The sequence below is a fragment of the Rhodoferax sp. SPJ21 genome, assembly GCF_058216335.1.
In genome coordinates, this window is the sequence record NZ_JBYZMO010000006.1 from 1 (window position 1) to 15,156 (window position 15,156).

At 60.7% G+C, this 15,156-nt stretch carries 15 protein-coding genes and 1 pseudogene; all 16 read right to left on the bottom strand.

The genetic code is table 11. The annotated features are described in order from the left end of the window. Nucleotides 1–115: 115 nt before the first annotated feature. Nucleotides 116–2,326, bottom strand: a complete 2,211-nt coding sequence (locus AC4BBN_RS22030) for a putative bifunctional diguanylate cyclase/phosphodiesterase (protein ID WP_490594179.1) — start codon at nucleotides 2,324–2,326, stop codon at nucleotides 116–118. 59 nt (nucleotides 2,327–2,385) lie between these two features. Next, nucleotides 2,386–2,487 (bottom strand): annotated as a pseudogene (locus AC4BBN_RS22035) (DNA adenine methylase); the annotation flags it as partial. A 19-nt stretch (nucleotides 2,488–2,506) separates the two neighbouring features. Further along, nucleotides 2,507–3,268 carry a Gp49 family protein gene (locus AC4BBN_RS22040; protein ID WP_490594180.1) on the bottom strand — a complete coding sequence of 254 codons (762 nt, stop codon included), beginning with the start codon at nucleotides 3,266–3,268 and terminating at the stop codon, nucleotides 2,507–2,509. A gap of 36 nt (nucleotides 3,269–3,304) precedes the next feature. Then, a complete protein-coding gene (locus AC4BBN_RS22045) occupies nucleotides 3,305–3,712 on the bottom strand; it encodes a hypothetical protein (protein ID WP_490594181.1) in 408 nt (135 codons plus the stop codon). 85 nt (nucleotides 3,713–3,797) lie between these two features. Then, the gene (locus AC4BBN_RS22050) at nucleotides 3,798–4,703 is read right to left on the bottom strand and encodes a gp53-like domain-containing protein (RefSeq protein WP_490594182.1); all 906 of its coding nucleotides are present in this window, start codon (nucleotides 4,701–4,703) and stop codon (nucleotides 3,798–3,800) included. 12 nt (nucleotides 4,704–4,715) lie between these two features. Beyond that, nucleotides 4,716–5,309 (bottom strand): putative phage tail protein, encoded by a 594-nt coding sequence (locus AC4BBN_RS22055; protein ID WP_490594183.1) that lies wholly within the window; start codon nucleotides 5,307–5,309, stop codon nucleotides 4,716–4,718. A gap of 1 nt (nucleotide 5,310) precedes the next feature. Then, nucleotides 5,311–6,441 (bottom strand): baseplate J/gp47 family protein, encoded by a 1,131-nt coding sequence (locus tag AC4BBN_RS22060; RefSeq protein WP_490594184.1) that lies wholly within the window; start codon nucleotides 6,439–6,441, stop codon nucleotides 5,311–5,313. After that, nucleotides 6,438–7,028: a phage GP46 family protein gene (locus AC4BBN_RS22065; protein ID WP_490594185.1), complete on the bottom strand. Its 591-nt coding sequence runs from the start codon at nucleotides 7,026–7,028 to the stop codon at nucleotides 6,438–6,440. Before AC4BBN_RS22065 ends, AC4BBN_RS22060 begins: the two co-directional genes overlap by 4 nt. Before the next feature lie 70 nt (nucleotides 7,029–7,098). Next, complete coding sequence (locus AC4BBN_RS22070) at nucleotides 7,099–7,644, bottom strand: phage baseplate assembly protein V (RefSeq protein ID WP_490594186.1); 546 nt, start codon at nucleotides 7,642–7,644, stop codon at nucleotides 7,099–7,101. 1 nt (nucleotide 7,645) lies between these two features. Next, on the bottom strand, nucleotides 7,646–8,773 hold the full coding sequence (locus tag AC4BBN_RS22075; protein WP_490594187.1) for a phage baseplate assembly protein: 1,128 nt from the start codon (nucleotides 8,771–8,773) through the stop codon (nucleotides 7,646–7,648). Next, complete coding sequence (locus AC4BBN_RS22080; RefSeq protein ID WP_490594188.1) at nucleotides 8,766–10,151, bottom strand: DNA circularization protein; 1,386 nt, start codon at nucleotides 10,149–10,151, stop codon at nucleotides 8,766–8,768. Before AC4BBN_RS22080 ends, AC4BBN_RS22075 begins: the two co-directional genes overlap by 8 nt. Continuing rightward, entirely contained in the window at nucleotides 10,151–12,244 is a 2,094-nt protein-coding gene (locus AC4BBN_RS22085) for a phage tail tape measure protein (RefSeq protein WP_490594189.1), read from the bottom strand. The genes AC4BBN_RS22080 and AC4BBN_RS22085 overlap by 1 nt, the downstream gene beginning before the upstream one ends. Nucleotides 12,245–12,269: 25 nt before the next feature. After that, entirely contained in the window at nucleotides 12,270–12,860 is a 591-nt protein-coding gene (locus tag AC4BBN_RS22090) for a phage tail assembly protein (RefSeq protein WP_490594190.1), read from the bottom strand. Between the two features lie 106 nt (nucleotides 12,861–12,966). Next, entirely contained in the window at nucleotides 12,967–13,338 is a 372-nt protein-coding gene (locus tag AC4BBN_RS22095; protein WP_490594191.1) for a hypothetical protein, read from the bottom strand. A gap of 24 nt (nucleotides 13,339–13,362) precedes the next feature. Beyond that, nucleotides 13,363–14,838, bottom strand: a complete 1,476-nt coding sequence (locus tag AC4BBN_RS22100) for a phage tail protein (RefSeq protein WP_490594192.1) — start codon at nucleotides 14,836–14,838, stop codon at nucleotides 13,363–13,365. A 56-nt stretch (nucleotides 14,839–14,894) separates the two neighbouring features. Continuing rightward, complete coding sequence (locus tag AC4BBN_RS22105; RefSeq protein ID WP_490594193.1) at nucleotides 14,895–15,149, bottom strand: hypothetical protein; 255 nt, start codon at nucleotides 15,147–15,149, stop codon at nucleotides 14,895–14,897. Nucleotides 15,150–15,156 lie beyond the last annotated feature (7 nt).

Genomic DNA, 15,156 nt, shown 5'->3' on the forward strand with positions numbered 1-15,156 from the left:
AGGCCCGAATCGGCTTCGAAGCGAGCAGTCTGACCTTCGTTGCGCGCCGAATCCTCAAAATTCCGGCAACGGCGGGGTCGGCGTGCATGTCGGTGGGCGGTATTTCAGCAGCCTGCTAAGCTCCCGGCCGGTTTTTCAGCCAATCCAGCATCTGCGGCAAAGGCATGGGCCGGGCGAACCAGTAGCCCTGCATCCAGTGGCAGCCCAGGGCTATCAGTGCATCGCGCTGCTGCTCAGTTTCTATGCCTTCGGCGATCACCCCCACGCCCAGCTCACCGGCCAGCGCCATGATGACCTTGGCGATATGCGCATCGCCACGCCCCAGCAGGGTGACGAAGGAGCGGTCCAGCTTGAGTGTGGAAAACGGCAGGCTTTGCAGGCGGTGCAGCGACGAGTAACCGGTGCCGAAGTCGTCCAGATGCAAGTGAAAACCCGCCTCGGCCAGCAGCTGCAGCTGGCGCTCGGCCAGTTCAGCATCCTTGGCCACGGCCGACTCGGTCAGCTCGAAATGCACGCAGGAGCGGGGTATGCCTTGGCGGTCTAGAAGCTCACACATGTCTTCCACCAGGGTGGTCACCATCAGTTGCTTGGCCGACAGGTTGATGTTCACCACCGTGTACGGGTTCTGCGCCAGCAGGGTCGGCAAGGCGGCGGCAACCTTGTTGGCAATCGCCATACCCAGGGCCACGATCAAACCGCATTCTTCGGCGATGGGGATAAATTTATCCGGCGGGCAAAAGCCGCCGTCCATCGGCCAGCGGGCCAGGGCCTCCATCATGGGCGCAGCGCCGTTGCGCGCGTCCACGATGGGCTGGAACCACACCTCCAGCTCATCCAGGCGCAGGCATTCGCGCAGCCGCTGCTCCAGCAGCATGCGTTCCTGCACATTGCCGAGCATCGATTCACTATAAAAGCTGTAGCGGCCCTTGCCCGCCCGCTTTGCGTCGTACATGGCCAGGTCGGCATTGCGCAGCAGGTCGTCCTTGTTCGTCGAAGGGCCGTGGGCGTAGCAAATGCCCATGGAGCAGCTGACGGTCAGGTAGGAGCCCTGGTATTGCCGGGTCTGGGCGATCGTCTCCTGCACCCGCTCGGCAAAGTGCCGCACGCCCAGCTCGTCGTCCCGGGCCACATACAGCAAAGCGAACTCATCCCCCCCGAGGCGCACCACCACGTCGCTGGTACGCGTCAGCTTTTCCAGCGAGCGGGCAATGCTGGTCAGCAAAAAATCACCGGCCGCATGGCCCAGGGAATCGTTGATGAGCTTGAAGTCGTCCAGGTCAATCAGCAACACTGCCAGAGTCAGACCCGGCTGACGTTGCTGCAAAGCCAGCAGTTGGTCCAGCTGTTCATGCAGCATGCGGCGGTTGCCCAGTTCGGTAAGGGCATCGGTGCGCACATCGCGCTCCAGGCCGGAACGCGCCTTGCCCAGTGCCGCCATCATGGTGTTCAGCGACAAGGCTAGCTCGTCCAGCTCGTCATGGCCCTGTACCGGCCATTGCTGCATCAGAGCCAGGTCGGTGCTGCGCTGGCTACGCGCCAGCTGGGCAAACCTGCCAAGGCGTTTGAGCACTAAGCGATCCAGCAAAAGTACCACCGCCAGGGCGCCCAGCACCACCAGCACCAGCGCGTTGGCCAGCAGTAGAAGCTGACTGGTTTCCTTCTGGGTCTGCATTGTGGGCAGGGTATCCACCACCAGCTGCAGCTGGCTGGGCCCTGCCGTGTCTTTCAGGATGGCGCTGCTGTCATTGCTGACCTGCACCCCGTCCGCCAAAGCGCCCGAAGGACGCAGCACAAAATGGCTGCCGGTTAGCTTCATCAGACGTGTCAGCCGCTCGCCCTGCCATTCGCGGGCCATCAGCATCCAGCCCACAACCGGGGAACCCGTCTGGCGCATGCGTATCGGGCTGAAAACCAGCAACACCGGCTGGCCCTTCAACCAGCGCTTGAATTCACCGCCCTTTTCACGCACCTCAGGAGGCAGCGCAAAAATAGCCGCCATCGCGCCTGCCAACACCGGGTCGTTACCCGCCAGAGGTTCCACCCGACCGCGCCGTATATCCACACTGGAATGCAGATGGCCCGCCAAAGTCAAGAATGCGACATAGTCCACGTCCAGGTTGCGCAGCGACTCCACCGTGTAGCTTTGTGTCAGATAGCCGAGATTGAAGTCTTGCATGTGCTGGGCCGACTCGTCCCACACGCCGTAGTCCAGTGCCGTACGTAAAAGCGCGGTGACCTCCTGTTGCAGCCCCAGGTCCACGCGCAAAAACTGGTCATGCGCCGCGCGCTGGTCAAAAGTAGCGCGCCGTTTAATTTGATCCAGCAAGACGTTTGAATTGATCCAGCATTTTTGGCAAATTTAACGGGCGCATCGGCAATGCTCAGCTAGAACAGCTGAGCGGGCTCTGCATCACGGTCCCAGCTGTAGATGATCAGTTCACCACGCTTTACCGCTTTCCCTCCACCGCCGACGGTGTAGTCGATCTCCTGGTCGCCCTGTTTTTTTTTAGGCCGCTTCGGCCAATTGGCTCTTGAGCGCGTAGCCTTCAAGCGGCCAAATCTTTTGCACTGCATTGGCACGGGCGATCTTTCGGCCAATCGCTGCGTCGAAGTTCTCCGGGCTGGCACATGCGCTTTCGCCGGTGACCGTAAAGCCATTGCGCAGGACCAGCACACAAAACGTCAGGGTGTCCAGCGCTTGTTTTTGGGTGTCATCGCCTAATTCATGGTGCCGCGTTCCCGTGCTACCAGCCGACAGCGCACCATCCCAGCCGGTGAAGTAATGCTCGGTGGCAATCACTTCTTCAATGCGTGCAGGCGTTACGCGGGGAGCTGTCAAGCCCTTGGCTTGGATTTCGGCTTCAATCGTGTTGTCAGAGGTGGACATACCGTGCTTTCGTAAAGTGCCGCCTTCCGGGCGGTGCGGGTTTTCGGATTCAGGTGCTTTGGTCGTGATCAGCACCCAGTTGAGCAAGTGCCCGGCAGTCCGGTTCTTGAATAGGTACGTCACCTGCGCCAGCTTCAGCTTGCGGCGCATCAGCCGCAGGTGCGCATCGGACACGGCTGCATACATGTAATGCAGCCCCAGCTTTTCAAACTCGGCCAGGCCGTGCTCTGCCAGGTGTTCATAGAAGCCTGGCCCCATCAAGCTATATAGAAACGCGCATTCCCCCATGATGGCCACCTGTACGCTGGCTACAGGGTTCATGGTGCCTTCGCGGCCAAAGAACAGGATGGAGCTTTGGCGTGTGATTGCGATGGGACTCATGGTTTAAACAGCTTTCAAAGTCGCTTCAAACCGCGCTTATTGAGGCGCGATAGCCGGTGCTGGTGGCAGCATGGCCAGAAGTTCGGCTTCGGTGGGTACGGGTAACGCACCCGCTTGCACCTGCGCCAATAGCTCATGGCACTTGGCCCAGACAAGCGAGCGCCAAGCGCGAAAAGCTTGGCCATCGACCTGATATTTGGGCACAGCAGGTTCGTCTGCGTAGCTGATGGCCGACAGCAGGTTGTCGTAGCCGTGGGTGCGCGCCTGTTTGTCCATGTGGTCTTGCACCGCCGAAGTCATGGCTGAGGCCGTAGCCGCCATCACGTCGGCAGCGCTTGGCGCTGGGGCAGGCACGATGACAAGTGCGCCGTTGATTACATCCAGCTTCTCGCCGGCCTGTAGGTGCATGGCTTGCAGATATTCGGCATCTGTGATGTCAATCACATCAGCGGGCAGCGCTGGATAGCTCTCGAATTTTGGGTAAAAACCGCAAGTTGATAGTGAAAATCGCATGTCAAACCTCCTTAAATTAGTAGCCAGTAGCACGCCAGTTCACCGTCTGTGACCCACCATTTGCCGCGCAAAGGGCTATTTGAGACGTGGATAAAAAGCGGGCGTTAGCAGCAGTGGCATAGCTAGCATTCCCGCTTGAGCACACGACATTCAGTGCCACGTTAGGGAACGTGATCGGGAGCGACTGAGTGCGTTCGACGTTTGTAGTCCAGGCCGCGTCCGCCAGAGTTCCCCACTGCTCAATCGTGCAGCCTGTCGGACTGTTGAGGTCGGGATATTTTTTCCACCCGTTGGCCGCAAGACTCGATGATGTAATCCCGGCCCCAAGGAAGACCTTCCAATTCGTGCCGTCGGATACAAAGTCGGCAGAAACGCGTGATGGCAATACCACCGTCGCTACGCCACCGGGGTAACCCGGTCCATAAAAAATCCCCCCCGCACTTGACGCAGTAAGAGTGCCGGACGATTGGTTGTTGCACAGCGAAACAACTCCGCCTGGATAAGCAGCCGCAGACGGCAATTGGCACGTGAGCGACGACGAGCCGCTCGACTCGTAAACTCCGCCGAAAGCCGCGTTACCGAGTATTTGATTGGCGTTAAAAATCACATACCCGCTGCGATTACCAAGTGCCCGCTGCACCGCAGCCATCGTCGCCACCTTCGTAGTGCTATCAAACTGGGGTGCGGTCGTAAACACCCCAGCGCTTCGCAATGCCGCCAAAACTTTGGTGTAGCTGGCAGGTACAGCCGGATCAAACTGCGCCCCCACCTGCCCACCAGCCGTCACAACCGCCATCAGCTCCCAAATAAGCTGGTTCATATCCAAGTCAGACACTGCCGTAGGCACGGCCTGCGCCTGCAAGTGCCTGCGAAACCCTGTGCCAGCATCGGTGGCATAACTATTACTGAGCGTGTAGTCCATCGTTCATCCCAATCAAACAAAAATCACATTGAGGGCATAGCGCGCAGGCACCACCCGTTTCAGGTAGCACATCAGCTCCCCGCCATTCAGCTGCCCTTGCAGTAGCCGGTTACCCACCCGCGCAACACCGACGCGGAAATACGTGGATTGCAGGGTCACCGTCACGTACAGCTGGCCGTCCAGCGCCCCCAGTCGGTCACCCACACGGTTCACGCCGCAGCGGAACGGCGTGTTGTAGGCCACGGTGGCCTGGTAGCCCAGCCAGGCGCAAATGGCCACCAGCGCACCCGTGCTGGCTGGGCTGGAATCGGTATAGGTCAGCACCGGGCCGCGCAAGCGCGACAGCAGCAGCTTGCGGCGCAGGTCATCGCTCTGGCTGGTGCCGAAGCAGGCATCGGGCAGGCCCGTGGCTTCTTCCCACTCCGCTAGGCGTGTGATGGTCTGGTGCGGCTGCCACTGCTTGGCGGTCAGCTTGGTGAACTCATGCAGTTCGTTAAAACTGAACGCCAATGCCCGCATGACCTGCATCAGGGTCGAATTTGGATTGCGTGGCCATGCGAAGCCGGTGGGCAGCAGGGCGGCGAGGGCTTGCCAGAACTTATCCATATCAGACGAAGCCCACCGTACCCAGCACCAGCAACCGGTCAAAGGTGCTGACCGTGAACAGCCCGCCCTCGGTCAAGGCCGGGGCGCTGATCGTATGGTTGTATTCACCTGTGACTTCGCTGATCACCTGCTTGAGATGGCTGTGCGGAATAGAGCCTCCCGGTACCGCCTCTCTAAAAAACAGGTCTTGCAGCGCCGTCACCACCCCGGCCCGGATCGCCGCCGTGTCGGGCGATACGTTGAGCGTGACATTGACGGTCACCGGTGTAGGAATGATCACAAACAGTTCATCCGGTGGACCGCGCTTGGGGTCGCGGATGTAGTCGCGCACCAAGCCCTGCTGCACCGTGGTGGGCAGGCCAGGCGATGCGTTGCCATCGGCCATGATGATTACCCCAGCAGTCGTAGCTCCAGCCGGATTGCGCAGGCCCCAGGCACGGGTGATACCAGCCACGCTCAGCGCCCAGCGCGCATAGTCCGCAGGGCAACCACCCATGGGCTCATTGCTCAGGCGCTGCTGCAGGCGGTAGATGGCCTGGGCATCCGTCTCCAAATCGGCCCCAGCGCTGATACCCGCAGCAGTGGCGAAAGCCGCGTCAATGCCATTGAGGGCAGACACCAGCGTCAAAGCGGTGGCGGCATTCAGGTTGCTGGCCGCTCCGGCTACCAGGGCAATCACGCTGGCCGTCACCGTGCCGTCCGCCGCTACGGCCACATCGGCACTCACCTTGTATTGCCGCCCGTCTGTGGTCTGCAGCACGGTGCCGGTGGTCAGCAGCGTGGCCACAACCCCTGTGCCGCTAACAGTGCCCATGGCGGCGGCGGCTTCCTTGCGCTGCATGCCATAGGTGGCCAGCCAGCCGTCCAGGAATTCACCCGCTGACTTGATGGGGATGGCCTGGCGGGCAATGAAGTCGCGCAAATAGCGGTACGCACCATGCAAGCCCATGGCCTCTACAAACGCCAGCGCAGCTATGTTGCTGCGCGCCAGGTCCAGGTCGGCCACACTGGTTACCGCTGCAGGGCCAGCTGACTGCTGTGCGCTGGCCAGCGACTGTTGCAGCAGCCGGGCTGCATTCTGTTGTAGGTCGGATATAGACGGAATCGTGGTGCCCAGAGGTGTAGTGCTCATTGCGCAGCCCTCTGCACGCTGGTGCCCCACAGCACGTCATACACCGGGCGGGTTTGGCGCGGCTGGTAGATGGTGGGCCGCACGGCCAGGCGGTCCATGCGCTCGCCTACCCACTGCGCCGTCACTTCCACCTTGCTGGCAATGCCAGCCTGCAGCATCCAGTCCAGCGACTCAGTTGCCGCAAAGCGTGCCGCCTCCAGCACATCGCCACTGGCCTTGCCCCAGTAGCACAGCCACAGGCGCGAACCCCAGGGGTCGGGCCGCGTATCAAAGTCGGTGGCCATGAACTCATCGCCCACCCAGCCGCGACGGTCGGTATCGTGCAAGGGCAGCTTGTCGTCCACCGTAGCGCGGCGGTCGGTGAACAGGGACAAGATAATGGCCGTCTGTAGCGAGTCCTCCAGCGCCAGCGCATAGGTGGCCAGCACATCGGCATACACCAGCGGCACGCCGCTGGGCTGTACAAAGTCCTTCCACGGATAGCTGCTGGCCGGGCTGGGCGTTACCAGCCGCCAGTCGAACGGAACGCCGAACACGCTGGCCGCGTCGGTGGTGTTGGGTTGGGGGCGGGTGGCTACATCAAACATGCAGCCAGTGTCTTTTTTACCCCCCGTTTTGGCCTGGTGAAGTGGTTCACCAGAGGCCAGTCAACCGCTGTTAGGTCGGCCCGCCCGAAGTGCCCGAGCCCGGCTGCACATTGCTGTGCGTGTGCCCACCACCGATATTCTTGCTCGCGTGCGTGATGCTGGCACCGCTAAATGCCGCATTGCCCGCTACATTCAGCGCAGCCGACACGTTGGTCACCGGGCTTGTCAGGCTGGCGCTGGTGCTGGCGCTCACCTGGAAGGTGTTCGCATTCACCTGGTAGGTTTTGGTATTGACCACATAGGCATCGCAATCCACCTGCACCAGCCGCCCGGCCTTCAGCGTCACGCTGTGCCCTTCTTTGTGCCACACGCTCACGTCATAGGCCGCCAGCGTGGGCCGCTCGGCAATGCGGTCCATACGCAAAATGATGGTGTGGCCACCGGCATTGATCACCAACCCCTGCCCGTCGATGGGCTGCGCGCTAAAGCCGTAGTCCTGCCAACGCTCTGCGGCATCCTTGGCATCAAATTCCAGCATTTCCACCCGCCCGGTCTGCACCTTGCCCTCTTTCAGGCCCCGGATGCGTGCCCGGCGCAAAAAGTTACCCATCATCATGTCAGTTTGCCTTGTCCGATGGGCCACGTGGGTGGTCGCTGGTGTTGCCCCTGTTGCCCCAGTTGCGGTGCTTCATTTTGGTTTTGAGCGGGGCCGTGTCATAGGCCTCTACAGGGCGCACCGTCAATTCGGTCACGTCGCCGTCTTGCAAGCTGCACGTCTGCTTTACCCCGCAAATCAGCCATTCCTGCCCACTGATGCACGCCACATCGTCATAGATGGCCACACGCTGGTTCAGTGGCCAGGGTGCACCCTCAAAGGTCCAGCCCTCCACCACGTAGCGCAGGCCCATGGCATGGCCACGGCGCACCCGCATGGTGTGCGCCACCAGCGTTTGCAACTCCGCCTGCGTCGTGTTGCCATCGGCGTTGATCACCAGGGGCAGATAGCGCTGCATCTCGTCATCCAGTGCCACCGCCTTCAGGCTGCGCGCCGCCTCAAAGTCGGCCACCGTGTTGCACTGGCCATAGGCAAAATAGTGGCTGTGCCGGTTGTCGTCAGAGCCCATGCCCTGCATGCTGATCACGTTCTGGCCGCGCACGATGGCGCCCTTGAAACGCAGCTTTCCCGCCTTGGTCAGCAGCAGCCGCCCGGCGTTGTCCCGCGTCACCAGCACACCGCGCAGCCGGGCCGCACGGGATATGGCATCCAGGGCCGTCTCGCCATGCCACAGCTTGAAGTCTTGCACCGGGTCGCCAATGTCGGTATCGGTCTGCACTTTCAGGCCAAACGGGCTGGCAATGTCCTTGATGATCCGGTCGATCTTGGCTCCACGCCACTGGCCGCCCTTGTAGATGGCAGAGCAGCGCACCAGGTCGCCCGTACGGTCCCGGCCCACAATCTGCATGCCGCAGTCATCCCGACGGTAAAACGGCTCCGCAGACAGCACATAGCCGGTGATCACCACCTCGGTGCCAATGCGCACCTGCACCTCATCCTGGCGCTTTATCTTGGGCACATCCCCCGGTACCATCGACACCGGAATGCTGAACGTGCCCGAGACATTCTCCAGGTTGCGGTCCACCTCGCTTTGCAGCCAGCCCGCGTAGGCCAGGCCATTCACCACCACCTCGATCTGGGCCTGGTCACGGGTGTAGCGGTCTTCACCCGCCTGTGCGGTGCTAGCCATGTAGCGGCACCTGTAAAGCTACGCCAGGCTGCAATAACAGTGGGTGCGTGATGCTGGGGTTCAGCGCCAGGATTTCATCGGCGTAGCTGGCTGTGCCATACAGCTTGTAGCTCACCAGCCATACCGGCATCCAGCTACTGGGCGTGTAGGTTGTCAGCCTGGCCAGGTCACGGCTGCGGCCCTGGATGTCGGCCAACGAGGCCACCAACAGCCCCAGCATCGCGTCATGCCACGGCGGCACCGCCTCGCCATTCACCGTGCTACCCGTGGTGGCCGTGCCACCCACCGTGCTGGTCACCACCGTGGTTGGCAGATCGTTACTCGCCGCCTGCGTCGATGCCCGCAGCAGTAGCCGGGTGCACTGGGTGTTCACCGTAGCCCGCAAGGTCAGCGCATCCCCATAGCTGGTCAATTCCGCCGCCGACACCGCCTGCGTCCAAGCAGCAACAGCCAAGGATTCAAACAGCTGATCGCTCGCCACCGTCAGCGCCGCAAGCTGTGCCCGCGCAGGTGTGGCCAGTCCCAACACGTCGGCATTGCCCGTGCCGTAGATCACCAATCCCGCACCCACGGCAGGCATGATGGACACTTCAAAATCCTTTTTTGTGACCCTTTTAGTCACGTCAAAAATGCTTTCAAAGGCCGTTGCAAAGTCTCGCGCCGCAGCAGTGGTCAAGTCATGCGGCAGGGTAAACAGCGTCACCAGCGCATCGGCCAGGAGGCGGGGCGTGCGCACCAGGTTGTTCAGCCCGTCGCGCAGTGCCTGGTAGTTGCCAATCACCGTATTCGTAAAGTCGCCCAGCCCATCGGTAACCCCCTTGATGCTTGCCCACGTTGCGCCAAGCGAATCGGTAATACGCGACACGGCCCGATCAGCCACCCAGCCTGGCTTATCCGCCACGCTAAAGGCGGACGCAAACGCATCTGCGCTGGCCTGCTTTGCCAGCTCGGCCTTGCGGAATGCCTGCTGCGGGGTGTCCGGCACGCCTGCTGGGTAGCGCCGCGTCTCCGCCCGCACAAACGTCAGCTCAAACCGGGCCATGCCTCCCTCAGTGGTGGGCGCTTCTTTGATGCTGTACTTGCCCAGCACAAACACCTTGACCGTGCCAGCGGTCGGGTGCACCAGCTCACCCACACCCTCGGCATCCAGCGCGGCTCGCAGCTCGTCACGGTCTGCCGTGTACGCGCCACCAATCACATAGGCGCTGAACTTGATTTCTTCCGCAGCCTGCCCCATGCGGAACACTGTGGGCAGGTCTTGAAACGGATATTCCCGTAGCACAGTGTGGTAGCCCGCAGAGTGCTCAATCGTGTCTACCTGAAAGGCCACGTTGCGAAACTTCGCGGGTCGCAGTTGGTCTAGCCATAGGTCGGCCATCAGCGGTTTCCTCCTGGGTTGGTATTGCCGGGGTTGATGCGGATCAGCGATGGCTGTTGCAGCACGCTGGCCGTGGCGCTGGCGGTCGGGTCGCCAGATACACGCACGTCGATCACCATGCGGCCTTCGCCCACCTTGATTTCTGTGCTCTTTCCAGCACCAAGGCTTTGTGGGCTGGCACCTGGCGCCGTCAGTGTCAGAAAGTCCATGGGTGGCATTTGCCACGGCGTAGCACCAGAACCAAAGCGCAGGGCGCTACCACTCGCTGGGGCCATAGCGGCATCACCCGCTTGAAGACGGGCACGAGCCTCCGGTGTCAGCGTTACACCGTCACGAGATTTAGCCTCATGCAACTGGTTTACCGCATCCCCTAACCTGAATAGCTCATAGCCCGCAAACAGACCCGCAACCGCTGTTGCAGCTGGCACGGCTGCAGCAAGAGCCGTCCCGCCGGTAGCTGCTGCGCCACCTTCCGCAGCGGCCGCCGCTGCTGCGGGAGCGCCACGTAGTCCCAGCATCTTTAACAAAGCACCACCCGCGCGCCCGCTGATATACGCACCCAGCGCCCCACCAATACCCAAAGCCGCCGTGCCCGCAGTTGGGTGCGCGTCTAGAAACCCCGCAACCGGTCCACCCAGCGCGTCGTTTGCTGTATCCATCACGGGCTTCAGTGCCTTGCCGGTTTGCCCACCGATCTGCGCCATCACGTTCTCAATCGTGCCGCCCAGGGCTTCCAGCTTGGATGCGAAAGTGCTCAGCTTTACGTCAATCCGTTCGTCCAGGGACGCCTGGTCGGTCACCCGCGCTTGAGCGGCTTCAAACCCGCCCACACCCGCCTGGGCCATGATCAGTGCGGGCCGTCCGCCTTCACTGCCGAATAGAGCCTTCGCCACCTCCAGCTTTGTCTGGTCGTCCGAAGTCCCATCTTTGTTCTTGATCTGGTTGAACTTCTCCAGTTCCGAAAAAATTCCCTTTACCGCGCTGCCATCTTTCTTTTTAAGCTGCCCGTTTTCATCAAAAAAGTCGAACTTGATATTGAGCTTGTCCAGCCGCTCGCTGGCGTCCGCCTTAATACCCTTCTTGGCCTCTTCCAAAGCCTTTGGCCCAGTAGCCAGGCGCGTCAGCATTTCGGCAAAGTTGGTGCCGAACTCCCCGCCATTCATGCCTTTTTGGTTGGCCATGCCCTGGACCGTGAGCACGTCATTCATCCCCTTCAAGCCACCCATGCCTAGCGCATTGATGATGGGGGCCTGGTACTTCGCGGCCATCACCAGCTCTTCAGGAGAAATGCCGCCAGCAAAACGGTTGCGCTGCACTACGTCGGCCATCAATGGCAACTCTTCGTCTTTTAAGCTGTAGGCCTCTCGCAACTTTGCAGTAGTCATGGCCGCACCCGTTTGCGGCATGCCCAGCACCACGCCCAGGTTGGTCGATGCCACCAGGCCACCATTCTTGACAGCCTGCGGGGTTATACCCAGGGATATCAGCTCTGTGGCTGCTGCCGTCATATCCTTGGTAGAGCCTGGCAGCTTGTTGCCTTGGTCCACCGCAATCTTGCGGATGGCGTCATAGTCAGCAGACACCTTGCCACCCTTGCTCATCATGGCAATCTTCAGCTCGGTTTCAGCCGCTTCCAGATTGGCAAACGCCCGAATCGGCGGGGCCACCATGGCTTTGGCACCGTAGTAGCCCGCTGTGGCCTCTGCAAATTTCTGCGGGGCTTTGTCGATGCCCTGGGCCAGTGACTGCTGCATGTGCCGCACTTTGTTCTGGGCCATGTCCGCCACGCTGGCCAGCCGCTGCAAATAGCCAATCTGGCGCTCTACGCTGGTATTGGTGCCCACCTTGGCCAGCACGCGGTCCAGCGCGTCAAACTTGTTCACCGCGCCAGTGATGGCCCCCTGCAGAATCCCCAGCTCCTGCCCGCTCTTATGCGTCAGGTTGTTCCAGTTGGCGAACTTGCTGGATGTGCCCGTGATCGCCTGCGCCATTTGGTCCTGCGCCTGCTTCATCACCTGCGCGTCGGCCTTGGCCCGTGCGCCGATGTTGCTCACCAGATCGATGACGTAACGCAGTTTGAGGTTGGATGCCATGGCGCGTCAGGCTTTCTTGCCCAGCTCAGCCGCCATTGCTTTGAGGCGTGCCAGTGGCAGCATCTCCAAGGTAATCGGTGAGCAATGCAGGGCCTGGGCCAGGTGCAGCAGCAGCTTGTCCCAGCTCTGCACTCTGGCCACTGGGCTGTGGGGATGCCGGGGGCACACCCTCGGGCGCTTTGCCCGCCACCAGGTTGTCAAACGCCGCCTGGGTGATATTCCCGTAGCGTAGCTCCGCCGCCAGCGTGATCAAAAACACGCGCTGCTCAATAAGCCCAAAATCGTGGGTGCTCAGCTTGCCCAGCATGTCCAGGTCCAGCACGGCCTGGGGAATCTTGGTGCCGTCGCACGACAGATACTCGATATGCCGCAGCGTCAAGGCATACCGAAAGTCTGCTTCGCTTTGCAACAGCTTTGGGGCACCGCCCACCATCACCACCCGCTCGGCCATACGCTGGGCTGCTCGTTCATCGGCCACCGTGGTTTCACGCAGCCCCACAGTCCGGTAGCGCAGCGTCTTGCCGCCACTTTCGACTGGTAGGCCGTCTACCAGGATCAAGGTATAGAGGTCGCCAATCGACTGGACTGGTGCAGAGAGGGGTGTTTGTGTATCCATGCCTCGTACTGTGCCGGGGCGGGGCTGTTTGGGCCTGGTGAAGTAGTTCACCAAAGCAAAAGGCCGGGGGATACCCGGCCTTTTTCGTCGTCAAAGTTTGCTCAGCCTACAGCCACTGCAATTCCGCGTTCAAGATGAATGCAATATCCACCGTGCCTCCACCAATATCACCCAGCGACTTGAACGTCGCCTTAGGTGCCAAGCACTTACGCCCGGTAAAGCTGTCACGCATCGCAATCTGGATATTGCTCATGTTCGCGTATGTCTTAGGGTCCGCTGTGGTGCCCCACTGCAGCTTAGCCTTCAGCATGCGCACTACGCGTTTGCGCAGCACAAAGTCGTCGCCGCTAGCGCTGAGCTTCTCGTCATTCTCAAAGCCCGCGGCACCCGAGATGGAGCCCGAACTATCTTCAAACGCCAGCACCTGGCCGTCTGCAATGATCGTGTCGATATGAAATAGTTGGTTTTCGCCTGCCATGGTTGGCTCCTTTTAGCGTCGGTTTTAAACTTGGCCTGCCACCACGCCGCTGCTGATTTCGGTCTGGTAGTGCTGGGTCAAGATCACGGGTTCATCGGTGATCTTGAGCTTGCCGTTAGGGGCATCAATCTCGGCGTTCAGGGTCGAGATGTAATAAGCCATGTTCTGGCACAGCCCGGCGTCAATAAAGATTTTGTACAAGCCAATCATGATCTCCTTGGCCAAGTCCACCGTCATGATCTTCTGGCCGGGGATGGGCTGTGTCACGTACTGCCCCAGCTTGTAGCCCATGTTGTTGTACTTGTTCTGGAACTCGGTCACCCGGTACCAGCGGTAGTAACTCATGGTCTTCAGCCAGCACATCTCCGCCATGCTGCGGTCAGGGGCACCACCCGCGCTGGTCTTGTAATTGGTCACCATACGGAACAAGCTAGCCGTGTAGTCGGCAGCGTTGTTCAACGGCGAACCACCCTTTGTCAGCAGGTTGTTCATGCTGTCCGTTACAAAGCCTGCACCTTGCACCGGCCCCATGTAGCCCAGCAGCTTGGCCGTTGGCCCCACCGCAGGGTCAATGGCTGCACTGCTTTCAATCGCCGCACCCGCCATCGCGGCAGTCTCCCATGGGTTGGTGCAGTCATTGGTTACCGCGATGGTGTGCACATGTGGGCTATTGCGTGTGTTCAGCCATGTCGTTACCACGGCCTCGGTGCCGCGCACACAGTTCACCACCATGCCATCCTGCATATTGTTTTGCAGCCAGCGGGTTGCCAGCTCCGTCTCCAGCAGCAGCATATTCGTACTGTCGGTGAAGGGGCACACGATTTCTGTAGCCCGGTACAAGTTCATGGCCACAATTACCGGGGTCACATCGGGGGTTACCGCGCCACCGGCCATGCCGGGGATGGTCAGCGTCACACCGGTGGCAAGGGCGTCGCTGGCGTAGTACGTCGAGCGCACATTGATGTCATTGCCCGTGGTGCCGCCCCAGTCTGCCGTCAGCGTCACCGTGCTGCCCGCCACCGCCGCAGTCACCGGCAGCTTCGGCAAAGCATTCACTGCCGCTGCCAGCTTGGTGGCAATCGTGGCGCTGGTATCGCTGGTGGTAACGCCCGTGCTCACCCGTTGCCCAGCGATATACAGCATCACTTCACCGGCAGCACTGGGTGCACCCGCAACCACAATCGCACAGGTTGCCGCCACAGGCGTATTTCCTGGGGCAATTGCAATCACGTCAATCGGCAGGCCCAGGTCGGCGTTGGCCTTGGCTGCACGCCACATAGCCACCAGCATGCTGCCTTCGCCCAGCTTCACAATCGCATCTGCCTCATTGCTGATAGTCGTCAGCGTGTTAACCGCCAAGCTGCCAGTCGCCAGCTTATGGCCCACCAGCAGCAAGCGCCGTGGCATGCCACGCTGGCCGCGAATTGCGCGGGTGAAGTCAATCTTCCCGGCCACAAAGGGCACCAGGAAATTGAGGCTCATCAAATTGGTAATCGCCATTTAAATACTCCGTTGTTTCGTTTTAAACCGTGGTTGATCGCGTGGTGAAGGGGCGTTTAAACAGGGTTCACGCGCACCAGGTCACCATCGGCCAAGCGGCGCAGCGTGGTTACCGTCACGGTCTGCAGCGTGGGCACACCAGGCACAAAGTCCTGCCCGGTTTCGTTGTTCAACAGGCTCACGCCCTCTGCAACCTGCACCGTAATCAGCTCGTGCAGGCGGGGCGGGTCTTGCGGTACTGCTGCAGGCACAGGGCTGGCTTCGGTTGAGGCAGCAGAACTAGTAGAGGTGTCGGCGGTGTTTTTAGCCATTTGAAAT